Origin of the sequence: Mogibacterium kristiansenii (assembly GCF_009695905.1) — a bacterium.
Classification (GTDB): domain Bacteria; phylum Bacillota; class Clostridia; order Peptostreptococcales; family Anaerovoracaceae; genus Mogibacterium_A; species Mogibacterium_A kristiansenii.
In genome coordinates, this window is sequence record NZ_VUNA01000001.1 from 1 (window position 1) to 23,875 (window position 23,875).

A 23,875-nucleotide genomic window follows, 5' to 3' on the forward strand; every position below is an offset into this window, starting at 1 on the left:
AAGATCGCAGGGCTCACGGCGGACCATTAGCCTGTAGGTAACCAATCCACGAATAACAGAGTGGCCACATGCCGGGAACTGTTAAATCAAAGCTCTTTCCAGATGCTGTCAAGAAAATACAAATGTGACATGCCGGGAGATGAAACTTTCTTGTAATCGCCTCTTGACAACGGTCACTTCATAACAGGTTTTGATGACAATCAGATTTCCGGCATGTGCGGTGGAAATGATGGTTTCGCGGAAAATCTTAATGAACCGGTCGGAAATCGGTTGTTCATCGTATTTCCCGGCTGTATATTTATACTTTCCGTTTCCGGCCAATGCTTTGACCAGCTGAAGCTCCTTGATGTCTCTGGAAATTGTCGCCTGGGTCACTTTGAAACCGGCCTGGTTCAGCAAATCCTGAAGCTGATCCTGGGTCTCTACTACATTGTTGGCGATAATCTCAAGTATCTTGTTCTGTCTCGAATAACGCATGGGGTCCTCCTGAAATGCCGCATGGGTCTGCGCCCATCTTATGATTAGTTTGATTATATCACAGGCATTCACAAAAACGGATAAAAATTTATTATCATGAATATTATATAATTCGATAAAAGTTGTTCCTATCCGGCCATCCGCGCTGCTGCCTGTGCCTGCATTTGCTGTTTCAGAAATTCCTCGGGATTGACGCCCGTTGTTTTTTCCTGGACAGTCGGACTCGTAAAGAATTCTCGTTGGATCATTTTATCTATTTTTTCTGTATCGATGGTACCGCCGCCGTCTTCGAAGGTTGTGAGAATATTTTTGCCCAAAACAAAGCCGAGAGAGGCGAGCTCGACGGTTTTGATGCAGAAATTGTTGCGGTACCCGGCACCCTTTGCATCGTGATACCAGTAACCGAGATGTTCCAGAATATATAGCTTCCCGGTCAGCGGATGCAAAATCAGAAAATCCGGATAGACGATGCGGCCTTCGATGATAATCGGAAATTCATAAATCACAAGCAATCCGGCACTGACCAGGTGGTCGTAGATAATCGCTTCAATCCGGCTGCGCACCAGCGTTCCGTCAATGGTGGAAACAGTGCATTTTTCGGGATATTTCACCGGTATAGATTCCTTTAATTCCAAGAGCTTCTGATACCATTTCTGAGCTGTATCTAATGACAATTCCGCTTCGCGAAGATTCGCCGGAACGTAACATTTCGGAAGCCTTTTGCGGATTTCTTCCGTGGTGATATCAATGTAATTATCCTGAAAATGCTTGAGCGCAGCGATGTTGCTTTCCAGCATCGAAATCAGAACTTTTGTTGCGCGAAGGTTCTGAATTCGTTGTACTGTAGTGTGCTTCTCGTTTCCGATATATTTCGGCTTCTTGCCGGGCCGGTGGCCGGTGAAATAGGTACGCCCATTGGTGGTGTGAGCCTTGAGAAAGATTCCGTCGTAATCCTTTAACGTCAGCGCCTTCTTCTTGTACTTCCGAAGCAGTTCCTCGTGCTGCTGCAGAATGCCGGAAATTACTTTTAAAAATACAGTTGTCATATTGAGTACCTCCTTATGCTGATTATGCCATAAAAAAAATTCCCCTTCAGTACACATTTATCGAGAATAATCGAGATTTTGCAATATCCGGCCGCATTCGAAGCCGGCCGAGTGCTTGAGCCGCCTGACGTGGTGCCTGCGGACGAAGGAATAAGGGCTGGAGGGCAGTGAGGCACCACGCCCCCGGACCCGGTCGGGAAAATGGGGAGCCGGACGTGGTGCTTCTCGACGAAGAAATAAGGGCTGGAGGGCAGTGAGGCACCACGCCCCCGGGGCCGGTCGGCATTTTGAGGCGGAGGACGTGGTGCTCCTCGACGAAGAAACAAGGGCTGGAGGGCAGTGGGGTACCACGTCCCCGGGGCCGGTCGGGAAAATGGGGAGCCGGACGTGGTGCTTGCCGACGAAGGAACAAGGGTTAGCGAGGGATGAAGCACCACGCCCCCGGACCCGGTCGGGAAAATGGGGAGCCGGACGTGGTGCTTCTCGACGAAGAAATAAGGGCTGGAGGGCAGTGAGGCACCACGCCCCCGGCCGTCGGCCGGGCCATTAGACAAAGGAAGCGTTTTTTGGTAAAATAGCCCGAGGAGTTTTAGAAGAATGAGAATACTTGGAATCGATCCGGGGTATGCCATCATGGGATACGGAATCCTGGATTATAACGGAAATCGTTTTCGAACCGTAGATTACGGATCCATTGAAACGGAGGCGCATACACCGATGCCGCAGCGGCTGAATCAGCTGTTTGACGGGCTGAATGAAGTGATTCAGAAATACCAGCCGGAAGAGGCGTCCATTGAGGAACTTTTTTTTAACAGCAATACAACTACGGCGATTAAAGTGGGCGAGGCAAGAGGCGTTGCCCTTTTGGCGTGTGAGCGGAACGGACTTCGTGTTTCGGAGTACACGCCGCTGCAGATTAAGCAGGCGCTGGTGGGCTACGGCCGGGCGGAGAAAAAACAGGTGCAGAATATGGTCAAGGTAATTCTGAATTTGAAGGAAGTACCGAAGCCGGATGATACGGCGGATGCGGTGGCGGCGGCCATTTGCCATGCGCATTCCAGAAATAACAGGGTGATAGGATGATTAGACATATTACGGGAAAATATCTTTTTTATGAGAAAGGATCCATCGTGGTGGAGACGCAGGGCGGAATCGGTTTCCGGATTCACGTGGCGGATACCTCGCCGGTGCTGAATGCTCGGGAGGGAGATGTGGTTCAACTGTATACGTATATGCAGGTGAAGGACGACGGCATGTCCCTGTTCGGTTTTAATGACCGGGATGCGCTGACTCTTTTCGAGCAGCTGCTGACAGTGAACGGCGTGGGACCGAAAGCCGGTCTGGCCATCATGTCCATCGGCACGGTGAACCAGATTAAAGCGTTTATCATGCATAAGGATGCCAAATCCATTGCGAAGGCGCAGGGCGTTGGAAAGAAAACGGCGGAACGGGTGATTTTGGAACTGGCGGACAAGGTGAGTGCCGTTCCGATTCAGGATGCGGAAATCGCGACGGAATCGGCGGTACTGTTCTCCGACGAACGGAACAACGCGGTGGTGGCCCTGACCACTTTGGGATACAGTAAAGCAGAGGCGGAGGAAGCCATCGGTCACGTGCCGGAGGATGATCTGACCATCGAAGAATACATCAAGAAGTCCCTGAAATTCCTGATGTAGGAAAGGAAATTACCATATTTATGGAAGAACAGATTACATCAAGACAGATGCAGCCCTCGGATTTGGAGGGGGAACATACCCTTCGTCCTCAACATCTCAGCGAGTACTGTGGGCAGTCGGGAAATAAAGAGAATTTATCCATATACATCGAGGCGGCAAAGATGCGGGGTGAGTCCCTGGATCACGTGCTTTTCTACGGACCGCCGGGACTGGGAAAAACAACATTGGCGGGAATCATTTCCAACGAGCTGGGCGTGGATATCAAAATCACATCCGGCCCGGCCATCGGAAGAGCCGGAGATCTGGCCGCCATTCTGACCAATTTGAATGAAAACGATGTGCTTTTCATCGACGAGATTCACCGGCTGAATCGGTCGGTGGAAGAGGTGCTGTATTCCGCCATGGAAGACTATGCGCTGGATATCGTCATCGGAAAAGGCCCATCGGCTCGGTCCCTTCGGATTGACCTGTCTCATTTTACACTGATTGGCGCCACCACGCGGGCGGGAAGCCTTTCGGCACCGCTTCGGGATCGGTTCGGAATCATTTGCAAATTCGATTTCTATACCGTGGAGGAACTGAAGGAAATCCTTCGCCGGTCGGCGCGGGTGATGAACGTGCGCATCGATGAAGAGTCCCTGACGGAGCTGGCGAAACGTTCCCGAGGGACGCCGCGAATCGCCAACCGCATGCTGAAGCGGGTGCGGGATTTTTCGGAGGTCATTCAGGACGGAAACGTGGATATCGATATCACCCGGAAAGCGCTGGATGCTTTGGGGGTCGATGACCTGGGACTGGAGAAGCTGGACCGAGAGATTCTCACCACGATTATCAAGGGCTTCAACGGCGGCCCGGTGGGAATCGAGACCATCGCTTCCGCAATCGGCGAAGAGCGAGTGACGCTGGAGGATGTGAACGAACCGTACCTGATTCAGTCCGAGCTGATGTATCGGACGCAGAAGGGACGGATGGCATCCCGGAAGGCCTACGAGCATCTGGGGCTGATGGCGCTCTATTCGGAAAAGTAAAAACAAGATTCGGGAAAGCCGAACGAAACGAAAAATCATATTATATAAAAAAGAAGGAAACAAATGAAATTAGAAGATTTTGATTATCACCTGCCGGAGGAGCTGATTGCTCAGACCCCGGCACAACAAAGAGATTCCTGCCGGCTGATGGTTCTGAACCGGGAGAAGAACAGCATTGAGCACCGCCATTTTCACGATATTTTGGACTATCTGAAACCGGGAGACTGCATGGTTCTGAACGATTCCAGGGTAATTCCCGCCAGACTGTTCGGGCGAAAGGCGGTGACGGGAGCCCACATTGAATTCCTGCTGATTAAGCGGCTGGAAGGGGATGTGTGGGAAACCATGGTTCGCCCGGGAAAGAGATTGAAGGAAGGAGACACGGTAGTGTTCGATCCCGAGCACCTGTTCCAGGCCCATATTCTGGGTTTCCAGGATCCGGATCAGGGAACCCGGAAGGTTCGTTTTGAGTACGAAGGCATTTTCATGGAGCGGCTGGAAGAGCTGGGCAGCATGCCACTTCCGCCCTACATCGAGCGGCCGGCGGACGACGCGGACAAAGAAACCTATCAGACGGTATACAGCCGTATTGACGGATCGGTAGCCGCACCGACAGCCGGACTTCATTTTACCAAAGAGCTGCTGAAGGAAATCGAAGAGAAGGGCGTGAAAATCGCCTATGTCACCTTGCACGTGGGCATCGGCACCTTCCGTCCGGTAAAATGCGAGAATATCGAGGAGCACCACATGCATTTCGAGGAGTATTCGGTGACGGAGGAGAATGCTAAGATCATCAACGACGCCATCGACGCGGGTCAGCGGATCATCTCCGTGGGCACCACGTCCACCCGAACTTTGGAGAGTGCGGCTGTGGAGACGCCGGAGGGATTCCGGATTCAGGCCGGCCACAACAGCACCGGAATTTTCATCTATCCGGGATACGAATTTAAGATTGTAAAAGCATTGATCACCAATTTCCATCTTCCGAAGTCCACACTTCTGATGTTGATTTCCGCATTATACAATCGGGAACATATTCTGGAAGCGTACGAAGAAGCGGTTCGGGAAAAATATCGCTTCTTCAGCTACGGAGATGCAATGCTGATTGAATAATCCCCGAGAGATTGCAATATTAATCAAGAAACAAAGAGGTACTATGAGCAACGCAGTAACATATGAATTAATTCATCAGGATACCAGAACTCGTGCCCGCCGGGGACGGATTACCACTCCCCACGGCACCATTGAAACCCCGGTATTTATGCCGGTGGGCACTCAGGCTACGGTGAAAGCCATGAAACCGGAGGATGTGGAGGCCACCGGTGCCGAAATCATTCTGGGAAACACCTACCATCTCTATTTGAGACCCGGCGAGGATATCGTTCGAGAGGCCGGCGGACTTCACAAGTTCATGAATTGGAACCGCCCGATTCTCACGGACAGCGGCGGCTTCCAGGTTTTTTCCCTGGGTAAATTCCGTAAAATCACAGAGGAAGGAGTTACCTTCAAATCCTACATTGACGGATCCAAGCACATGATGAGACCGGAGACGTCCATCGACATCCAGAATGCGCTGGGGGCGGATATCATCATGGCCTTCGACGAATGCGTGGAATACGAAGCGGAGAAGCCGTACGTGGTGCGTTCTCTGGAGCGGACCACCCGCTGGCTCAAGCGATGCAAGGACCACCACCAAAACACGGAGCAGCAGTCTCTCTTCGGAATCATGCAGGGCGGAATGTTCAAGGACCTTCGGAGAATCAGTGCGGAGCAGATCGTGGATCTGGACCTGCCGGGCTATGCCATCGGCGGGTTGTCTGTCGGAGAGCCGAAGGACATCATGCTGGATGTGCTGGACGATTGTGTGGACTATCTGCCAAAAGAAAAACCGCGCTACCTCATGGGGGTTGGCACAGTGGATTACTTATTCGAAGGCGTCGAGCGCGGCGTGGATATGTTCGACTGCGTACTGCCGACCCGTCTGGCGAGACACGGCGTAGCCATGACCTCCCACGGAAATGTGAACATCAAAAACGCCGTGCATCAGAGAGATTTCAGCACACTGGATCCGGAATGCGACTGCTACGTATGCCGCAATTATTCCAGAGCGTACCTGAGACATCTTTTCAAATCCAACGAGATTCTCAGCTCCATGCTGCTCTCGGAGCACAACATTCACTTCCTGGTGAACATGATGAAGAATATTCGAAAATCCATTGAGGAAGACCGTTTCGTCGAATACAAGAAGGAGTTCTATGACAAATATGGAGAATTTTAAAGAATGTAAGCTGAACGGCCTTTGCGGCGGCTGCCTGCACCAGGGCGTTCCCTATGAAGAGCAGTATCGACTGAAGAATCAGCAGGTGCTGGACCTTTTCGACCGATTCCACGTGGATGCCTCCGTGTATCAGGGAATGGTTCCGGCGGAGACCCCGTACCGGTACCGCAACAAGATGGAATATACCTTCGGAGATGTGGAAATCGGCGGACCTCTGGAGTTGGGCATGCATCAGAAGGGACGCTTCATGTCCATTGTTACCTGCGATGAATGTCAGCTGGTACCGGAAGATTTCAATCGGATTCTGTCGGCCACCCTGAACTTCTGCCGGGAGAGAGAATATTCTTTTTACCATAAAAAAACTCATACGGGCTTGCTGCGGAATCTGGTGGTGCGCCATGGTGTTCGCTCTAACGAGGTGTTGGTGAACATCATCACCAGCAGCGAGGAGGGCTTTGACGAAGCCGGATACGTGGAGCTGCTTCAGGGGCTGGAGCTGGACAATACGCTGGTGGGTATCGTTCGTACGTTCAACGACAGCCTGGCGGATGCGGTAATCGACGAGGGCACGAAAATCCTTTACGGCCGGGATTTCTATTACGAAGAAATTCTGGGCTTGAAATTCCAGGTGAAAGCTTTCGCCTTCTTCCAGACCAACATCAATGCGGTGGAGCGTCTGTATTCCGATGCGCTGAACCTGCTGCCGGACATTCATGAAAAAACAGTATACGATCTGTACTGCGGCACCGGCACAATCACGCAGCTGATGGCGCTGAAGGCGAAGAAAGTCTACGGCGTGGAAATCGTGGAGGATTCCGTGGAAGCCGCTCGGCACAATGCGGAGCTGAACGGAATTACCAACTGCGAATTCCTGTGCGGCGATGTTCGGAAAAAGCTGGACGAGCTGACGGAAAAACCGGACATGATTGTGGTCGACCCACCGAGAGCCGGCATGCACGACAAAGTGGTGCACATGCTGTGCCGGTACGACATCCCGGAAATCCTGTACATCTCCTGCAACCCGAAAACCATGTGCATGAATCTGGAACTTTTCAAAATGAACGGCTACGAACCCGTATACATGAAAACCTACGACAACTTCCCGATGACAAAGCATGTGGAGACGGTTTGCCTCTTGAGCAACCGAAAAGCAGATTCTCATATCAGACTTTCCTTAGATATGGAAGAGTATTACGACATCATGGACAAGGAAAAGGCTGAACAGAAATAACTTCATAATATACTGAACTTAAGCGATAGCTGTTGATGCGAAAGCATTGACAGCTATTTTTTTCGCGTTAAGGGAGGTGATGCCATTGGACGGGATGTGATGAAAGAGGAACCGGCAATCAATGACAAATTATGAAAAGGAGATTTCGATTATGGCAAAGAAGAGTAGAAGCTTGAAGGTTGTAGGACAGAGTGGATATCAGTACCGGGAGACACCTTGCATTACGCTGAAGGGCAAGTGGCTGAAGGAACTTGGATTCGAGATTGGCGATTATGTTTCTGTCAGCTGTGAGGATGGCAAGATGATCATCACGCTGGACCAAGAGAAGGCAGAGATTACTGAAGCAGAGAAGGCTTTCATGGAACGGGAGACGGAATCCTTGAAGAAGAAGTTCCAGGAAGAGAAAACACGGATTCATGCTCAGTATGTGGCAGAAAGAGAATTGAGGTACGGAGAATGAGAAGAGACAATCTGATGATAATAGAAGTAATCTTGGTGATGGCGCTGATTATGGCTTTCTTTATTTGCTTTGATGATATTCAGGCGGTGTTGACAAGATTTATGGCAGAGCAGGTAGATGTGTTTATTGAGCAGTTGCTCAGATAGGAGGCAAGCATGGGAAAAATCATTTTGGTAGGAGCCACAAAGGGTGGCGTTGGAAAAAGTGTAACTTCATATAATCTGGCATATTCATTGGCAAGTCTTGGAAAGAAGGTGTTGGCGGTAGATTTTGATAGCCAGGCGAATCTTACTACATGTTTTGGAGTGGAGAATACGGCGGTGATGCCGGTGACCATAGGGCATCTGATGATGGCTCAGATGGAAGATGAAAAGTTGCCGGATCCAGGGGAATATATCATGAGTCGGAATGGTGTGGATTTTATTCCATCATCCATGGTTTTGTCAGCGGTGGAAGCAAAGTTGAGACTGGAAATGGGTGCTGAGAGAATGCTGGCAGGGATTCTGGATCCATTGAGAGAACGGTATGACTTCATCATTATCGATACTTGCCCGGCCTTGGGTGCACTGACCATCAATGCATTGGCGGCAGCTGACGGAGTAGTGATCACGGTGAATCCTCAGCTATTGGCCATGATGGGTTTGCAGGATTTTTTGAAAACTATCAAGAAGATTAAGAGCCGCATCAATCCAAAGCTGGAAGTGGAAGGAATTCTGCTTACCATGTGTGAAGCAAGGACGAATCTTTGCAAGGTAATCTCAGAGCAGGTGACGGAAACATTTGAAGGACAGATCCGAATCTTCGACAGTAAGATTCCCAATACGGTGAAGGTTGGAGAGAGTGTTTATTACAGTGAGCCTCTTCTGGAGTATGCACCGGGAACGAAAGCCTGCAAGGCATATTTGGATTTTGGAAAGGAGCTGATTGCGTATGAAGGATAAGAGAAAAGTCTTTTGCGATGCGGTGGATCTTCTGGCACCGGAGGCTCCAGAGGGTGGAGTACAGATGCTCCCGGTGGATGCCATCAAGCCTTTTCATGAACATCCATTTAAGCTTTACCGGGGCGACAGATTAAATGACATGGTGGAAAGTATCAGAGAGCATGGCATTCTCACGCCGGTCATAGTAAGAAAACTTGGTACGGAATACGAAATGCTTGCAGGTCATAACAGACAGAATGCAGCAAGGATGGCAGGATTATCGGAGATTCCTGCCATTGTAAAAGAAAATCTGTCAGATGAAGAAGCGTGGATTTATGTGGTGGAAACTAATGTAATCCAGAGGTCCTTTAATGATCTGTCAATCTCAGAGCGGATCACGGTATTGTCTGCCAGGTATGATAAGGTTTGCGGTACCAAGAAGAGAGAGGAAATCTTAGAGGAATTGCATGCACTGAATGGTGATGTCGGTGGACATGATGTCCACCAGGCGGCTAAGAGCAGAGAACTGATTGGCCAGGAATATGGCATGACGGGCAGGAACATTGCTCGGTATGTCAGATGCGGTCAGCTGATCCAGGGCTTTAAGGATATGCTCGATGATGGGAGTCTGGCATTGGTAGTCGGTGTGGAACTATCCTATCTGTCAGAGGGAGAACAGAAGCTGGTGAAAGCGGTTGTAGATCAGAACTGTATTTCCATCAAAAATGACATGGCTAAGAAGCTGAGGGCGGCAGCAGGATCCATTACAGAGGAATCAGTTCAAGTACTGATGGGAGTGGATAAACCAGTGGAAGCGGCAGAGATAATCAAGCCTATTTCGGTTAAAATTCCAGCAAAAGTTTATAGTAGATATTTCTCGGATGTAGCCAAGAAGGATGTGCAAGGAATTTTGGAAGCGGCTTTGGATATGTATTTTGCAGGGAAGGGGGCTTAGGATGTTTACAGAAGAGGAACTAAGTGCCATTGATACCAAATATTTTTCAGTGATCGTGGCCAATGAATATGATGTGACGCTTATGAGTAAGAACACGGGGCATGTCTGGTACATGCACTCGGCGGATCTCCCTGACCGGGATCTGGTGATCTTATTTCATAAGCATCACGCCAGTGATCCGTATCACAATCATGCCAGGTGTGGTAGCTTGAAGAAAGCCATACGGGATATCAAGTCACATGATGCATTTCAGCTGAATGGGCGAAAGCCAGTCTATAGGAGGCGTTAAAAAAAGGGCGGTAACACGAATGCTGTGTTATCGCCCTTGCGGCGTTACTTACGGTTTTTCTTGTGATGATAAAGCTTCAGATAGTCGCATACTGCATCGTGGCAATCATTGATGACCTGACGACCACGGCTGGACTTGAGACCGATGGTGATGCAGATTTCATCAATGGACATTCCATCAGCACTGAGGCGGATGATCTGAGCGTAACGCTGGTTGACCTTTTCAAAGTGTGCCAGCATCTGGATCTTGATCTCTTCCTCAGTAGGCTCAGGCTCTAGTGCATTAAGGACCTGATCCTCTACGGACGGAGTGGTGGTATCTTCGATATCGAAGGCTTCACCTTCGTACTCGAAATCCAGAGACAGGATATCGACACGATTCGGATTACGGCGCTCCAGAAGGCCTTTATGCGGGCAGTTCTTGCAACGTTTAGTGTTCGGGCAAAGTCTCTCAGTGCCATCAGGATTGGTGAGGACGCAACGGCCCTCACGGCGCATCTTAAGATCCTCATTGATGTCGTGCCAGAAGTCCTTCATGTAGGATTCGAAGTGTTCTTCGGGGATGGCCATGAAGCCAATCTCATAATCGAACTCTCCCAGTCCCATGGTGGTGAAGTTGTCCTGGATGTAGTCGGACTTCTTCAGGTTGAAAGTGTCTTTTCTGAAAGGCACTAAGACTTTTCCTGCTTCTACAGGCTTTCCGTCAAAGCTCTTTCTGTTGCTATACTTGTGTGTGTTACTGTAATTTGCTGTTTTTCCCATTTGGATTTCCTCCTGCGATTTGCGATGGAGGAATCCTCACGGGAAATATTCATTTGTCTTATCAGTCGACCGATCATAGGTATTCCTCCTATTTAACGGTCAGCTGTTCTCTTAAGGCTGACGTTTACGAGTTACTTCATTCTTCTGACGAGAGAACCGTCACCCTGGCCAAGGTGATGCGCTCAGTTGAATGAAGAGCTTCCATTTGTAATGCGCCTCGGCTCTTGGCGCAGAATGTTTTTTATGTTTACATTTTAAGACCTATATGTCATACTGGATATATACCGCACTGTATGACATTGGAGGTATAAATGGTATTATCAGATATTGGTTTTTGGGTTGACAATTATGTTGGAACTTACCAAATAGAGGAATGCAAGGGTACGCAATACATAGTGTCTAAGGAGTTTCATCCGGCAAGAGGCGAAGAGAAGGAACTAAAACAAAAACGTCTCTTTATGGATTTGTTCAAAAATAACGAATATATTTTGGTTAAACTTGCAAATGTTGATATTGACGATGAAGCATCGATACTTGCATTTTGCAACGAATATGGCTTACCGTATTCTTCAGCTAAAATAAGTGATGAACAGCCAGGCTACTACATCATGGGATTAGATGTTGATGAGCACACATATGCGGGATGGTATCCTTTATATAGGCAGGACAGCATGCAAGTGTACGAGTTTAAACGTCATGTGTTTAGTGCTAGAAGAATTCTGAATGTAAAAAATGAAATTCAGTCACCGGATAAAAACTATATCAATCTGTTCAAGTATCTTCTGCCAATGCTTCTGTATGAACGAAGGAACTTTTATGATTTTGATTCGGATGATCCTGAGCGCATTACTGATACGATGGAGTTTCAGTACTATTATTTGAGTGTCCTCAATAAGAGGACGGGTGGTAAACCAAGTTCATTTGGAAAGGATCTCTGGTCTTTTATCATTGAAGTACAGTCAATAGAGCGAAAAAAGAACAAGGTATATATAACTGACGAATTAAGAGACCTGTTTCAGCGAAGATACCCAAATGATTTGTACAGGTTTCTGTTTGATATAGCACGCTATGACATTGATCAAATGATGCAGGTCGAAGTTGATGAGTTTGCTGAATTTCAACTTCCAACGGACTTTTACATCTCAGATGAAACCAAAAAGCACATGGATGTTTTAGCCAGTAGAATTTTGTCAGATAATATAAGTGAGCTCCTTCAAAAGGTTCATCCCAAAATGACAGTGGGAGAAGACGGAAATATTTCATCTCAGTGGGATCTGAAATATCTTAACGAAGGAATTCTTCTTGAAACATTAGTGATGACAAGTAGTGAAACCAGGTTAAAAAAATGTGCAAATCCTACATGCGGAAAGTTTTTTACACCGAATCCAGGTAGATACGATAAGATTTATTGTTCTCATGCCTGTGGAAGCATTGTTGCCAAACGTAGACAACGATTGAGAGACAAGGAAGATCCAAACAGAGAACGAATGGAACCTGGATTCAAAAACCGTAAGTCTGACTAAAACAAAAACATTCAAATCAACTAAATAAAAAGAAAAATTTCTGTAGAGCGTGATATTCTTTCTATCCGCTCTATTTTTCTTCTTGGAAAAATTTTGTTTTCAAGGTACAATATAGAGTGGTGGACATTATGTGATGTCCAAGCATCTTCTATCTGGTTATTAACCTATAGTTGATAGCGTTGGTGTAAAGAGTTAAAACAGGGCAAATTCTGTTAATTGTGTTAATAGCGTTAAAACATGAAAATCGAGGTGAGAATGTGAGCAATAATAAAGAATATGTATTATGTGGCGGTACCTTCTTTACGTTATTGCTGAGAGCCAGAAAGCAAAGATTTGCAGCTCGTAGAAATGCAGATGGTGATAGGGATGGTTTAAGTGATCAGGATGTATTTGAAGGTCTTATAAAGGTGGCATTTCCAAATTTTGTTGCGCCTACTGGAAATTCGTTTAAAACCTACACATCCAATTACAAGGCGTGTAAATTGTCATCGAATGAATATCTTCAGTTTGGCAATTCCGAGCTGATAGCAAATTTCAATGATATTGTTGTTGGACCGTATGAACCTGCATTGCAAAGAATGAGTAGTTTCATAGAGGATTATATTGCGGCAGAAGATTATGCCAATTGGCTGGTAAATGCATTATTAGAACTGATTGAATGCGATGCAGGAACAGATGGCGGACTTTTCTATATAGAAGGTAGTCAGCCTTATGATAAGAAACATCTACTTCAGGTGTCTGAGGTTGATCTTGCTTCCTTTCTGTTAGGAATATGGCATTATATTGTTACTCAAAGAACAGATAACAAGATCGGCGCTAAGACATATGAGGAATGGCATAATAAACCGGATTCACCGAGAGCTAAACGAAATTTCATTAGTGATATTGGCAGAAACAAATCAAAACAAATAAACGTGTCAATTATGCATTATGAGCAAGAAACTGATGAGGATACAGAGGGAAATCAGGAAGAGATGGCTATGCTGGCCTCAGTCGATGGAGTTATTCCAGAGATTACAGGTGATCCGAATGACCTTTGGATTGCACTGCCTAAGAAGATGTTTGTTGAAAAGGAAGAATTCACAGAATATCTGAAAAATGCAAAAGAGAAATATGACAAAATAAAAACCTTGTTGTATAGTGATGCACCAAGAAAATTTTATGACTTTTATGTATGTAACAATATTTCTCAAAAAATATATCTTAAGAAATACACATACCGTACAAAGATTATCTCAAATGCGACAGCTGAAACACTAAAGGAATGTTCAAATTTCATCCTGATTTCAGGTACTGGTGGCTTGGGGAAATCTATGATGATGCGCCATTTGTTACTTGATTCTATAAGCACGTATGAAGAAGGGTCACAATTACCGGTTTTCATTCCACTGAAAGATTATGCTGATACATATGAGAATTTGTCAGATTATGTGTATGAAAAATTTGAGAGTCTCTGTGGGGATGGGGATGCGGCTAAGTATGAAGATTTATTGAGAACAGGAAGATTTTTGCTATTGTTTGATGGACTGGATGAAATCAAGTCGGACTATCGCAAAAAATTTGAACATGATTTGGAAATCTTTGCAGACAAATATTCGGAAAACATGTTTGTGATTTCTTCCAGACCAACGGGATCTTTTATTTCTTTTCACAGATTCACGGTGCTTGATCTTTGCCCATTCACAAAGGATCAGGCAACGGAACTGATTGAAAAACTGGATTTTCGACCTGATGAGCCGAATATAAAGAAGCAGTTTTTGGAAGAATTGCAATCCAAATTATTTATAACGCATAGAGAGTTTACAGAGAATCCGCTTTTATTAACAATCATGCTTATGACATATGAGCAATTTGCGGATATTCCATCAAAGATGCATGTATTTTACCGGGAAGCTTACGTGGCCATGTCACAAAAACATGATGCGAGTAAAGGTGCTTTTAAGAGGGCATTAAAGACAGGATTAACGGCGGATCAATTTGCAGATTACTTGGCAGAATTCTGTGCACGGACTTATCGGGATGAAAAATTTGAGTTTACGGATATTCTCTTTGATAAATATTTCAATGATATGCACCTAACAAAAAAAGGAACATCAGGGGTTACAGCACAAGACTTTCGGGATGATTTAGTTGAGAATATGTGTCTCATGTATTATGAGAGTGGCAAATATCATTTTACTCATAGATCATTCCAGGAGTATTTTTGCGCATGGTATTTTTCGAAGCAAAAGGATAAAAACTTAGAAGCGATAGGCAAATTCTTTGAAAATAAAAGATACCGCCAGGTTACCGATAAGACCTTTAGCATGCTTTATGACATGATACCAGATAAGGTAGATGAATATATTTTTGAACCATTCTTGGAAAACCTTTTTGATGAATGCGAAAAAGAAGAAGGATATAGGACCTTTTTAAGAAAAATGTATCCAGTATTGTATTATGATACCGGGGAAGCTGGCGATGAGTCAGAAAATGTGCCAGAATCGTTTTTGTACGATTTCATCATAAAAAAAGAACACATATGCGCATATTATACGGGCGATGGGTTACCGGATGATGAAGAGTTCCTTACAAAGGAATGGGTATATCTGGATGAGGAATATAATGATCCTGATATTGATACGGATGGATTGATTGAAGTCGGTGAAATCCCTTATGAATACAAATGCGAGTATGGAGAGCCTGCAGTTGTGGGATGGAATTATGAAATTGAAGTTGATCATATTTTTTCGCATCCTAGTATGTACGAAGGGTTGATCGATATATTAGAAAATCGAGAATTTCCGCTTAAGCAAGAATATGATCAGGTAAGAGATTATCTGGAAGAATTACGGAGTAAAAAAGAAACAGTAGGAGATGATCTGTTTGATTTGTTCCAGTAGAGGTGGATGTGATGAGAATAAGCTATAACAAGTTATGGAAATTACTGATTGATAAAAATATGAAACGAAAGGACTTGCAAGAGAAAGCTAACATCAGTTCTGCATCTATTGCTAAGCTTGGAAAAGGGGACAACATAACTACAGATGTTCTTCTGAAAATATGCGATGCCTTAGATTGCACGCTTGAAGATATCATGGAAACAATAAAAGATTAAGGAGGCGGCTATGAAGCTATTGTATTCAAATATTTTGCCACTGGCAGCCGATGATACTCAGAAAACAATTATTGACTGTTTCAATGAACAAATGAGATTAGCAGATACCGTTGAAATAGCGGTGGGTTATACATCCAATGCGTCTTTAACTGAACTGGCGGATCTGGTCGAGTCATGTGGCATTCGAAAAATCTGCCTGACAATTGGAATGTACTATATAGAGGGTATGCCAGAAGGAGCATATCATACGGCACTTAAGATTAATCAGAAATGGCAAGATCTTGGTATTGGTGAAATACGGATTGTTAAAGCATTTAAGTATCACGGGAAATTATTCTGTTTTTATAAAGATGGGAAACCATTATCCGCAATCATTGGATCTGCGAACCTAGGAGCGATTAAGCTTGAGGCATCAAATAGAAGGCAATATGAGATCTCGGCATTAACAACAGAAGAGAATGAGATTGAGGAAATCCACAATCATATTGAACAGCTGAATCAGGAAAATGTGTCTGAAAACATCAGCGGAATTCAAGGAATGCCTTTGGTACGAGAAGTAAATACTGCATTAAATGGTATTGAACTTGTAACATCGGTTCCTCAATCAAATGTTGCATTTTATGAAAGATGTAAAGCATATGTTTCGTTCTTTTTGAAGTTAAAGGTTCCCAAAGCTGAAGAACGACATATAGATGATGGGAAACACTATACTAAATCTAATATCAATGTTTGTTATGCGGCACCCAGAAGCAAGCGAAAAGCAAGAGACTGGTATGAAACCCAATTGACGGTTGGAGCGGATGTCTATCATATGGAGGGATATCCGCAGAAGAACTGTCCTTTCTTTGTTGTTACAGATGATGGATATTGGTTTAAGGCCCATACAACTAGCGATAATAATAAGCAATTTAGTGCTGTCGGCGATGAACTTATTATGGGAAGATGGCTAAAAGGTAGACTTGCGGCTGCAGGAATTGTAAAACCTGTCAATAATACTGCAAATGATACAGACCGTGAAGGAATGATAACAGAGGAAATGCTGAAAGAATATGGTTGTGATCGCTTGGAATTTAAGAAAACCGGTCAAACAGCATTAGACGAGGAAGGAAACGAGTTGGATGTATGGCTGTTATCATTTACAGCCGGAGAAGATTAGGAGTGTGACTATGCAGTATTTGAAAACTTATCTGGAAAAGATAATTGATAGAGGAAATACAAAGCTGGCAGAGTCTATTGAGAAAACGGCTGAAGATGTAGGAAATAGGCACATAAAGACGTTTTCCTTCTCAAGTCATGAGATTGGATTGCTGTTTGGAAATGTTCAATCAGGTAAAACTGGCCAGATGTTTGGAATTATATGTAAGGCGGCGGATCTTGGTTTTCCTGTATTTTTAATTCTGACAACAGATAATGTCGTTCTTCAGCAACAGACATTAGATAGAGTACGGGCAGATTTAGACGGATTTTGCATTTGTGGAGAAACAGATGCCGGATTATTTGCAGAAAATAGCTTGATTCAGCCAACTATAATTGTTTTGAAAAAGAATGTAAGGGTATTGAAACTGTGGGCTAACATTTTGAATTCAACAGGATTCATGAAGGGAAATCCACTGTTTATTATTGATGATGAGGCGGATGCGGCATCTCTTAATACATTAGTGAATCGTGATCGACAGTCGTCAATCAACAAGTATTTGGATATTATAAAGAGTGGATCATCAAGCAGTTTATATTTGCAAGTGACGGGAACGCCTCAGGCTATTTTCCTACAGACAGTGGCTTCAGGGTGGCATCCACTGTTTACATATTATTTTCAACCGGGAAGCGCATATTTGGGCGGCGATTATTTCTTCCCCAATAATAAAATTCCGGAATGTATTTCATTCCTTGAAATGATTGAGAATCCTACAAGAGAAGTTGTAGTAAGGCATCTTGTTGTTTCGGCTCAAATACTTGTATCTGGTGGGAAAGTATCCAATTGTCTTTTCCACCCAAGTGTTAGAGTTGCTACACATAAAAAATTTGAAGATAAAATCAAGAAAGAATTGGAGTGGTGCAGGGATAATCTTGAAGAAAGTGCAAAAGCAATGATGGTGACAATCTATCAGGAGATTGCTCCCCAGAAATCGGAAAAGGTTTCCTTCGATTGTATTTATAATAAAATTTCAGAATTGCTATCAGAAGACCAAATTGATGTTCTTGTAATGAATGGTAAGAGTGACATAGACAGTTCTGAATACGAAAGCGGTTGCAATTATATTATTGGGGGAAATACATTGGGGCGTGGAGTAACATTCCCGGGCTTACAAACCATTTATTACACCAGAACCAGCAAAAAGCCTCAGGCAGACACAATGTGGCAGCATAGTAGGATGTTTGGCTACGATAGAGATCCAGGCATGATGAAGGTGTATATTGATGAGAATCTTTATAAGCTGTTTGCAGATATCAATGCTACGAATAATTCCATCATAGCACAGGTAGAACGGGGAATTGATGATGTCAAAATCTTTTATCCTGAAGGATTAAATCCGACACGAAAGAATGTGCTGGATAATGACCATGTTGAAATAATCTCTGGCGGAACAAATTATTATCCTTTTAATCCTGATAATGATTCAATAGATGGAATTTCAGAATTGTTACATCCATTTACTGATGAGGAACCATATTATCAGGTTAGCTTGAGATTATTGAAAGAGATTTTGACACACATAATAGCGAGCCCAGATTTTAAGATAAAGGCTTGTATGTCCGCTATTGATACGATTCTGGCAGAGGCACCTACTGGACAAGGTATCTTGATTGTAAGAAGAGGGAGAAACGTTGCACAAGGTACAGGAGCACTGCTTTCTCCAAATGATTGGAAACTAGGAGCATCTTTTCATGACAGAGTGGTTCTTACAATGTATCAAGTAACTGGAACCAAAGGATGGGGTGGAAAACAGCTATGGGTGCCAAATATTAAGTTGCCAAGTAATATACTATACTATGATTTACAAGAGGAGGGAGATTGATGCCCGATGAATATTCAAGTAGCTTAGCTGAGAGTATTCTTTTTGAGCCCATAAAAGAAGGCGCGGATAAACTGTGTATATTAACTGAAAAAGCAACTCCGAGTATGGCGTCATGGTTAATTAAGACATATGAAGAGCATGGAATATCGGATATTTCGGTTGAGCTAATTGTGGGAAATGTACTTGATGAAGGAATAGATCAAGCTTCACATGATGGTTTCAAAGAACTACATAAGCATTTTGGAGATATTGGTATTGATTTCTCGTGTAGCTATCTTTTTCAACCACCAACTCCGGGAAAACAGAGCTACTATATTTGGACGAATGATGAGGAACCGGTGAAGGCGTTTGCTGGATCCCATGAGTTTACTCAGCAATCAATACTTCGTAGAAGAAGCGGCTCTATGGGGGAAAGATTAGCGGCTTACGCATATAGAATATATGAGGATGCAGTAAGTAGGTCGATTTATTGCAATCATTCAGAAGTGGAAGACTATATTATTGTTAGGCAATCTGCTGAAATACCTACAAGTACTGCAGAAAATGATGAAAATATGATTACACTTTCTCTTCTGGCTAGAGGTGGAGAAACTGGTACAAAGTCAGGGCTAAACTGGGGGCAGCGAGGTAATAGAAATAGAAATGAAGCTTACATTCCACTGCCGAGAAAAGTAGCACAGTCAGGATTTTTTCCATTGGAGAAGCAACATTTCTTAGTTGTTACTGATGATCATCATACGTTGCAATTGCGGGTAGAACAGCAAAATGACAAGGCAATCACAACACCGGCAAGCAATGCTCTGTTGGGAGAATATTTCAGAAATCGACTCGGATTGGGGAACGGTGAATACATCGAAAAAAGACATTTATTGGCATATGGCCGAATGGATGTAATGTTTTATAAAATAGATGAAGAACAGTATTATATGGACTTCTCAGCACCATCAAAAGGTAGTAAGAGATAGAATAAAACAGCCGGGAGCTTTTTATGCTTCCGGCTGTTCAAGTTACTCGTTAATATTTGGTTCTACGTATTCATATTCGACTCCGGCAAAGGAGTTTAATATAGCTTCAAAAATTATCTTGGCACCTCTGCAAGGAACGGCCATTCCGATTTGCTTTCGCACGCTTTCCTTATTACCAATAAATTCATAAGAGTCTGGGAATGTTTGAAGTCTTGCTCGTTCTCTGTTTGTTAAGGCTCTAGGCTCATCCCAGTGATAAATGTGAGTACCGCCTCCGCCACTTCCAGTAACTGTATATGAAGGCTTTGTAGGATCTAATCTCTTATAAATCTGACTTATTCGAGCTCCCTTTATATTTAGCTTGAGTTCATCAGGCAGGTCGGCAGTGAATGCATTTTGCCCTGGAAGAATATGCCGTAACCTTTCAACGACCTGATCCGACTGTTTTGTTGGCTCATTATTAAAAGCGTTAGCTGGAATCGGTGGAATTTCGATAGCGGTGCGGCAGGTATTGTCTATATTGGCATATGGTGCCGGTGATGGAACATGATAAGTGACTGGAATGTCATTTCTTATTCCGACAATGATGATTCGATGCCTAGCCTGTGGAATGCCATATTCTTCAAATTTATAAAGGTGCGGCGTCAGTGTATATCCAGCCCCTCGAAGTTCAGCTAAAATCTTGGTAAAGGCTTTCCCTTCATTGGCATTTCTTAAGCCTCCAACATTTTCGGCTAAAAACCACATTGGCTTAAATTTCTTTAATGCTTTAACTCCATAAGAATATAGTGGACCATAAACGCCATCCATACCTTTTTGCTCACCAACAACACTATAGTCATTGCATGGAAAACCAAAGGCAAGAGCATCTATTGGTGCCAATTTGTTCATATCGAATTTTCTTATATCTTCATGGTACACAGTTTGTGGAGCATTAGGACAGATATTATGCCGGTATGTTTCACAAGTGTTTGCATCATAGTCATTTGCCCACTGATGAATAATCGAATAATCCGGATTGTTAATATCTGCGTTGGTAGCTCCCCATGCAATCCCGCCAGGACCGCAGAACAATTCGCCTAATCTGTATTGCATAAACAGCTTCCTCCTTACTTTAATTTCGCATTTCTTTGAAAGATGATGAAATCAACAAACGCTTGTGCCAATTTAAGTTCTTCTGCACTTAAATCGTCTAAATTTTTTATAGGTGGTTGATACGGTGCAAGATCGTCCTCAGTGATATATCCAGCATTCAGCAATATTTCAAAGGGATGGAATTTTAGAGTTTGAGCTATTTTGCAGAGATTATCCCAGCTGGGTGTCTTTCTTAGTCCATTCTCAATCCTTTGAATTTCAGAATCACTGATTCCTATAGCATCGCCTAAGGCTTTTTGTGATAAGCCTAAATTCTCTCGTTTTTCTTTGATTAATTGTCCTAATTCGAGCATAGTATCACCCCTTCATGTTAGTATATCAATAACGCTGCCTTTTGTCAATTAAAATAATATCATTCGCTGCCAAAAAGCAGCGAATGTGAGATCTAGTCTTTTTTATAAAATTTGGTTTCGTACCCGTCGCCGCGGATCAGGATGTCCGGCATCCAGTCAGGTGTTTTACTCATGAGGGACGAGATGTTCTCGATGGTGGTATTCTCTGGGCATTCGATGATAAGTTCATCATGGACGTGTCCACAGATCTGCTGATCGGAGAGGTTTTGCATGGCGTAGCAGAGAAGATCCCGAGAGACTGCCTGGACGATGTTCTCTACAAATTTCGGGCCGTAAGATTCGATGCGCTCCCATTTCTTGGTGGAGCCGACGCCTTCATAGGTGACAGATTCGCCACCAAAACGGTTTTCTCCAATACGGGGTTTCACATAACTGAGAAGCCTGCCAGAGGGGAGCTTGATGAAGAGCATGCCGCTTTTGTAGAAGAACTGTATGCCACGGACCTCTGTTTGGGTACGCTGCTTGATGGTGGTTTTTACGGCATTGTCTACGTCCCACCAGAATGCAGTGATCATGGGATTAGAGGCACGCCAGGAATCTACCAGAGGCTGCAGTTCTTCCTCAGATAATCCCATTTCCAAGGCACCCATGGATTTTAGGGCACCGACAGATCCACCATATCCCAGGGCAAGCTCTGCAATCTTACCTTTTTGTCTGAGGTGACCATTGATACCATGCTTTTCAACCGGAACACCAAACATCTGAGAGGCAGATGCACAGTAGATATCTTTTCCTTCTGCAAATACTTTGGATCTCCACTTTTCACCGGCAAGGTGTGCCAGGACTCTTGCCTCGATAGCAGAGTAGTCGCTGACGATGAATTTATATCCAGGCTTTGCAATGAAGGCGGTGCGGATCAGCTGGCTGAGGGTATCTGGAATATCATCATAAAGAAGATCCAGCGTGTCATAATCACCGGTGCGAACCAGTTCTCTTGCCTCTGCCAGATCGGACATGTGGTTCTGAGGGAGGTTCTGCAATTGGATCAGTCTGCCTGCCCAGCGACCGGAACGATTGGCACCATAGAACTGGAACATGCCGTGAGCACGGCCGTCCTTGCAGACAGCATTTTGCATAGCTTGGTATTTCTTTACAGAGGATTTTGCTAGTTGGAGGCGTAGCTTTAATGCTTCGGCGATGTCTCCGTCAGTATCCTTTAGGAGGGCGGCAACATCCTTTTTACCAAGAGATTCTGCTTCCACACCATTCTCTGAAAGCCATTGCTTCATTTGAACTACGCTGTTTGGATTCTCCAGATTGGTCAGATTCTGCATGGAGATCATCAGAGCTGTTTTGGATTTCTCATCAAAGGCGATGGCATTTTTTACCACATCCATGTCCAGCATAATGCCACGGTCATTGATTTCCTGATCCAGGTGATATTCCGCCCAGACAGATTCCGGTATCGGGAACTTTGACAGGCGCTGTTTGATGGCAAGTTCGACTTCCACATCTCTTTTATTGTAGGCCTTGAAGGTTTTCCATTTGTCGGGAGCATGCTCAGGGAGATTTCTGGTTCTGCCGCCGTTTGCCTTGGTGGGCTTGCAGGGGCAACAGAAGTACTTGATCAGGTCTTTGCCTTCCTTCATTTTCTGATCCTGAAGCTTTAGGACAGCACCGACGCCTTCCAGAGATAAGGGCAGGCCCATGTAAGCCGACCATATCATGGAACATTTCCAGGAGGCAGGATCCAGATAATTCTGGACGGGATCCCCAGGCTGATTGTAGGTCTTGAAGTATTCCGGGCGATGCTTCTTAAGCCAGTTGGATAAGCAGATGCGCTCGAAAGAAGCATTGAAGGCCCATTTGGTTACGTTTTCATCAGATAATGCGGCAAGGATTTCTTCAGGGATCTCATCACCGGCAGTAAGGTCATAGACCTGGACAGGTGCATTATCCACGGAAACACCGAAGAGCAGTATCTCAAAATTCTCAGACTCAGCGTACTTGTAGGCTCCACATTTGGAGATATCAATGTCACTGTAAGTCTCTAAGTCAATCGAAAGTTCATGTATTGGCATAGATTGGCTCCTTTCATAAAGTGTTTATAGACGGAGAAGGTAGGCTCTGTCTGTCAGCCTGTCCTTGGGATCCACCTCAGTCGCATTGACTTCCTTTACCATGGCAGACATTTCTTCCAGCTTCATGGATCCATCAAAAGGAATGATTAGCATTTCATGCTTGGAAGAGGGCAGGACAATCAGTTCTCTTGTCCGGTAGTGTTTCGCAAAGTTCCTCAGTGCTTCCCGGTTTAATATGGCACTAGCACCTTTGGTTTTAGTGGTGGTTGTGATTACATGGATGGTGGATTTTGGAAAAGAAGCATCGTAGTCGGCGCCCATGAGATCTGCCATCATCTGATCCAGACTGATCAGTGTGGTATCACGGCAGATATGGATCATGGCTTCGTGCCAGGCCTCATCCTCACTGATGGAAGCATGGTCTAGCAGTTCCTTTGTCATTTTGATGGAGTAGCATCCACCATCTTCCTCTTCCCGGATAATCAGGTATTGCTCGATGCCTTCAAACTCGGTAGCTTTTTTGATGATTGCTTCATCAGAGGTAAGCTGCAGGGCGATGGAAAGACGGGCAAGTACCCAGTCGGTATCAGATAATTTCTCAGAAAAATATTCTTTATTCATGG

General features: G+C 44.6%; 24 protein-coding genes. 17 read left to right on the forward strand and 7 right to left on the reverse strand.

Annotated elements, in window-relative coordinates; genetic code table 11:
* Positions 1 to 108 precede the first annotated feature (108 nt).
* Positions 109 to 477 (reverse strand): arginine repressor, encoded by a 369-nt coding sequence (locus FYJ65_RS09725; protein WP_154553298.1) that lies wholly within the window; start codon positions 475 to 477, stop codon positions 109 to 111.
* Positions 478 to 605: 128 nt separating this feature from the next.
* On the reverse strand, positions 606 to 1,523 hold the full coding sequence (locus tag FYJ65_RS00010) for a hypothetical protein (protein ID WP_154553299.1): 918 nt from the start codon (positions 1,521 to 1,523) through the stop codon (positions 606 to 608).
* A gap of 597 nt (positions 1,524 to 2,120) precedes the next feature.
* Between FYJ65_RS00010 and ruvC the strand changes: the two genes are divergently transcribed.
* The 11 genes from ruvC (at position 2,121) to FYJ65_RS00065 (ending at position 10,360) form a co-directional block, all read left to right on the forward strand.
* Positions 2,121 to 2,606 (forward strand): crossover junction endodeoxyribonuclease RuvC, encoded by a 486-nt coding sequence (gene ruvC, locus FYJ65_RS00015; protein WP_154553300.1) that lies wholly within the window; start codon positions 2,121 to 2,123, stop codon positions 2,604 to 2,606.
* On the forward strand, positions 2,603 to 3,199 hold the full coding sequence (gene ruvA / locus FYJ65_RS00020) for a Holliday junction branch migration protein RuvA (protein ID WP_154553301.1): 597 nt from the start codon (positions 2,603 to 2,605) through the stop codon (positions 3,197 to 3,199). Before ruvC ends, ruvA begins: the two co-directional genes overlap by 4 nt.
* Before the next feature lie 20 nt (positions 3,200 to 3,219).
* Complete coding sequence (ruvB, locus tag FYJ65_RS00025; RefSeq protein ID WP_154553302.1) at positions 3,220 to 4,227, forward strand: Holliday junction branch migration DNA helicase RuvB; 1,008 nt, start codon at positions 3,220 to 3,222, stop codon at positions 4,225 to 4,227.
* Between the two features lie 63 nt (positions 4,228 to 4,290).
* A complete protein-coding gene (gene queA, locus FYJ65_RS00030; RefSeq protein ID WP_154553303.1) occupies positions 4,291 to 5,340 on the forward strand; it encodes a tRNA preQ1(34) S-adenosylmethionine ribosyltransferase-isomerase QueA in 1,050 nt (349 codons plus the stop codon).
* A gap of 43 nt (positions 5,341 to 5,383) precedes the next feature.
* Positions 5,384 to 6,505 (forward strand): tRNA guanosine(34) transglycosylase Tgt, encoded by a 1,122-nt coding sequence (tgt, locus tag FYJ65_RS00035; protein WP_154553304.1) that lies wholly within the window; start codon positions 5,384 to 5,386, stop codon positions 6,503 to 6,505.
* A complete protein-coding gene (rlmD, locus tag FYJ65_RS00040; protein WP_154553305.1) occupies positions 6,492 to 7,736 on the forward strand; it encodes a 23S rRNA (uracil(1939)-C(5))-methyltransferase RlmD in 1,245 nt (414 codons plus the stop codon). Before tgt ends, rlmD begins: the two co-directional genes overlap by 14 nt.
* A 151-nt stretch (positions 7,737 to 7,887) precedes the next feature.
* Entirely contained in the window at positions 7,888 to 8,196 is a 309-nt protein-coding gene (locus FYJ65_RS00045) for a SymE family type I addiction module toxin (RefSeq protein ID WP_154553306.1), read from the forward strand.
* On the forward strand, positions 8,193 to 8,342 hold the full coding sequence (locus FYJ65_RS00050) for a hypothetical protein (protein WP_154553307.1): 150 nt from the start codon (positions 8,193 to 8,195) through the stop codon (positions 8,340 to 8,342). Before FYJ65_RS00045 ends, FYJ65_RS00050 begins: the two co-directional genes overlap by 4 nt.
* A 9-nt stretch (positions 8,343 to 8,351) precedes the next feature.
* On the forward strand, positions 8,352 to 9,137 hold the full coding sequence (locus tag FYJ65_RS00055; RefSeq protein WP_154553308.1) for a ParA family protein: 786 nt from the start codon (positions 8,352 to 8,354) through the stop codon (positions 9,135 to 9,137).
* On the forward strand, positions 9,127 to 10,071 hold the full coding sequence (locus tag FYJ65_RS00060; RefSeq protein WP_154553309.1) for a ParB N-terminal domain-containing protein: 945 nt from the start codon (positions 9,127 to 9,129) through the stop codon (positions 10,069 to 10,071). Before FYJ65_RS00055 ends, FYJ65_RS00060 begins: the two co-directional genes overlap by 11 nt.
* 1 nt (position 10,072) lies before the next feature.
* On the forward strand, positions 10,073 to 10,360 hold the full coding sequence (locus FYJ65_RS00065) for a hypothetical protein (RefSeq protein ID WP_154553310.1): 288 nt from the start codon (positions 10,073 to 10,075) through the stop codon (positions 10,358 to 10,360).
* 44 nt (positions 10,361 to 10,404) lie between these two features.
* On the opposite strand, the gene FYJ65_RS00070 is transcribed toward FYJ65_RS00065, so the two are convergent.
* Complete coding sequence (locus FYJ65_RS00070) at positions 10,405 to 11,031, reverse strand: hypothetical protein (protein ID WP_154553311.1); 627 nt, start codon at positions 11,029 to 11,031, stop codon at positions 10,405 to 10,407.
* A gap of 401 nt (positions 11,032 to 11,432) precedes the next feature.
* On the opposite strand from FYJ65_RS00070, the gene FYJ65_RS00075 reads away from it, so the two are divergent.
* The 6 genes from FYJ65_RS00075 (at position 11,433) to FYJ65_RS00100 (ending at position 19,723) form a co-directional block, all read left to right on the forward strand.
* On the forward strand, positions 11,433 to 12,644 hold the full coding sequence (locus FYJ65_RS00075) for a CGNR zinc finger domain-containing protein (protein ID WP_154553312.1): 1,212 nt from the start codon (positions 11,433 to 11,435) through the stop codon (positions 12,642 to 12,644).
* A gap of 257 nt (positions 12,645 to 12,901) precedes the next feature.
* Complete coding sequence (locus FYJ65_RS09560; protein ID WP_206157222.1) at positions 12,902 to 15,526, forward strand: NACHT domain-containing protein; 2,625 nt, start codon at positions 12,902 to 12,904, stop codon at positions 15,524 to 15,526.
* 11 nt (positions 15,527 to 15,537) lie between these two features.
* A complete protein-coding gene (locus FYJ65_RS00085) occupies positions 15,538 to 15,741 on the forward strand; it encodes a helix-turn-helix domain-containing protein (protein ID WP_154553314.1) in 204 nt (67 codons plus the stop codon).
* A gap of 10 nt (positions 15,742 to 15,751) precedes the next feature.
* A complete protein-coding gene (locus FYJ65_RS00090) occupies positions 15,752 to 16,897 on the forward strand; it encodes a restriction endonuclease PLD domain-containing protein (protein WP_154553315.1) in 1,146 nt (381 codons plus the stop codon).
* Positions 16,898 to 16,907: 10 nt separating this feature from the next.
* Positions 16,908 to 18,758, forward strand: coding sequence for a Z1 domain-containing protein (locus FYJ65_RS00095; RefSeq protein ID WP_154553316.1), 1,851 nt, complete (start codon positions 16,908 to 16,910; stop codon positions 18,756 to 18,758).
* Positions 18,758 to 19,723: a restriction endonuclease PLD domain-containing protein gene (locus FYJ65_RS00100; RefSeq protein WP_154553317.1), complete on the forward strand. Its 966-nt coding sequence runs from the start codon at positions 18,758 to 18,760 to the stop codon at positions 19,721 to 19,723. The genes FYJ65_RS00095 and FYJ65_RS00100 overlap by 1 nt, the downstream gene beginning before the upstream one ends.
* A gap of 42 nt (positions 19,724 to 19,765) precedes the next feature.
* On the opposite strand, the gene FYJ65_RS00105 is transcribed toward FYJ65_RS00100, so the two are convergent.
* The 4 genes from FYJ65_RS00105 to FYJ65_RS00120 all read right to left on the reverse strand — a co-directional run bounded on the left by FYJ65_RS00105 (position 19,766) and on the right by FYJ65_RS00120 (position 23,873).
* Positions 19,766 to 20,818: a DNA cytosine methyltransferase gene (locus FYJ65_RS00105; RefSeq protein ID WP_154553318.1), complete on the reverse strand. Its 1,053-nt coding sequence runs from the start codon at positions 20,816 to 20,818 to the stop codon at positions 19,766 to 19,768.
* A gap of 14 nt (positions 20,819 to 20,832) precedes the next feature.
* Positions 20,833 to 21,171, reverse strand: a complete 339-nt coding sequence (locus tag FYJ65_RS00110) for a helix-turn-helix domain-containing protein (RefSeq protein ID WP_154553319.1) — start codon at positions 21,169 to 21,171, stop codon at positions 20,833 to 20,835.
* Between the two features lie 92 nt (positions 21,172 to 21,263).
* Positions 21,264 to 23,252 (reverse strand): DNA polymerase, encoded by a 1,989-nt coding sequence (locus tag FYJ65_RS00115; protein ID WP_154553320.1) that lies wholly within the window; start codon positions 23,250 to 23,252, stop codon positions 21,264 to 21,266.
* A gap of 24 nt (positions 23,253 to 23,276) precedes the next feature.
* Positions 23,277 to 23,873, reverse strand: a complete 597-nt coding sequence (locus tag FYJ65_RS00120; RefSeq protein ID WP_154553321.1) for a DUF5688 family protein — start codon at positions 23,871 to 23,873, stop codon at positions 23,277 to 23,279.
* Between the last annotated feature and the right edge of the window lie 2 nt (positions 23,874 to 23,875).

Excerpts from the sequence above, each read along its gene's own strand:
- FYJ65_RS09725 (WP_154553298.1), bottom strand. The coding sequence starts at position 477 with ATGCGTTATTCGAGACAGAACAAGATACTTGAGATTATCGCCAACAAT.
- FYJ65_RS00010 (WP_154553299.1), bottom strand. The coding sequence starts at position 1,523 with ATGACAACTGTATTTTTAAAAGTAATTTCCGGCATTCTGCAGCAGCAC.
- ruvC (WP_154553300.1), top strand. The coding sequence starts at position 2,121 with ATGAGAATACTTGGAATCGATCCGGGGTATGCCATCATGGGATACGGA.
- ruvA (WP_154553301.1), top strand. The coding sequence starts at position 2,603 with ATGATTAGACATATTACGGGAAAATATCTTTTTTATGAGAAAGGATCC.
- ruvB (WP_154553302.1), top strand. The coding sequence starts at position 3,220 with ATGGAAGAACAGATTACATCAAGACAGATGCAGCCCTCGGATTTGGAG.
- queA (WP_154553303.1), top strand. The coding sequence starts at position 4,291 with ATGAAATTAGAAGATTTTGATTATCACCTGCCGGAGGAGCTGATTGCT.
- tgt (WP_154553304.1), top strand. The coding sequence starts at position 5,384 with ATGAGCAACGCAGTAACATATGAATTAATTCATCAGGATACCAGAACT.
- rlmD (WP_154553305.1), top strand. The coding sequence starts at position 6,492 with ATGGAGAATTTTAAAGAATGTAAGCTGAACGGCCTTTGCGGCGGCTGC.
- FYJ65_RS00045 (WP_154553306.1), top strand. The coding sequence starts at position 7,888 with ATGGCAAAGAAGAGTAGAAGCTTGAAGGTTGTAGGACAGAGTGGATAT.
- FYJ65_RS00050 (WP_154553307.1), top strand. The coding sequence starts at position 8,193 with ATGAGAAGAGACAATCTGATGATAATAGAAGTAATCTTGGTGATGGCG.
- FYJ65_RS00055 (WP_154553308.1), top strand. The coding sequence starts at position 8,352 with ATGGGAAAAATCATTTTGGTAGGAGCCACAAAGGGTGGCGTTGGAAAA.
- FYJ65_RS00060 (WP_154553309.1), top strand. The coding sequence starts at position 9,127 with ATGAAGGATAAGAGAAAAGTCTTTTGCGATGCGGTGGATCTTCTGGCA.
- FYJ65_RS00065 (WP_154553310.1), top strand. The coding sequence starts at position 10,073 with ATGTTTACAGAAGAGGAACTAAGTGCCATTGATACCAAATATTTTTCA.
- FYJ65_RS00075 (WP_154553312.1), top strand. The coding sequence starts at position 11,433 with ATGGTATTATCAGATATTGGTTTTTGGGTTGACAATTATGTTGGAACT.
- FYJ65_RS00085 (WP_154553314.1), top strand. The coding sequence starts at position 15,538 with ATGAGAATAAGCTATAACAAGTTATGGAAATTACTGATTGATAAAAAT.
- FYJ65_RS00090 (WP_154553315.1), top strand. The coding sequence starts at position 15,752 with ATGAAGCTATTGTATTCAAATATTTTGCCACTGGCAGCCGATGATACT.
- FYJ65_RS00095 (WP_154553316.1), top strand. The coding sequence starts at position 16,908 with ATGCAGTATTTGAAAACTTATCTGGAAAAGATAATTGATAGAGGAAAT.
- FYJ65_RS00100 (WP_154553317.1), top strand. The coding sequence starts at position 18,758 with ATGCCCGATGAATATTCAAGTAGCTTAGCTGAGAGTATTCTTTTTGAG.
- FYJ65_RS00105 (WP_154553318.1), bottom strand. The coding sequence starts at position 20,818 with ATGCAATACAGATTAGGCGAATTGTTCTGCGGTCCTGGCGGGATTGCA.
- FYJ65_RS00110 (WP_154553319.1), bottom strand. The coding sequence starts at position 21,171 with ATGCTCGAATTAGGACAATTAATCAAAGAAAAACGAGAGAATTTAGGC.
- FYJ65_RS00115 (WP_154553320.1), bottom strand. The coding sequence starts at position 23,252 with ATGCCAATACATGAACTTTCGATTGACTTAGAGACTTACAGTGACATT.
- FYJ65_RS00120 (WP_154553321.1), bottom strand. The coding sequence starts at position 23,873 with ATGAATAAAGAATATTTTTCTGAGAAATTATCTGATACCGACTGGGTA.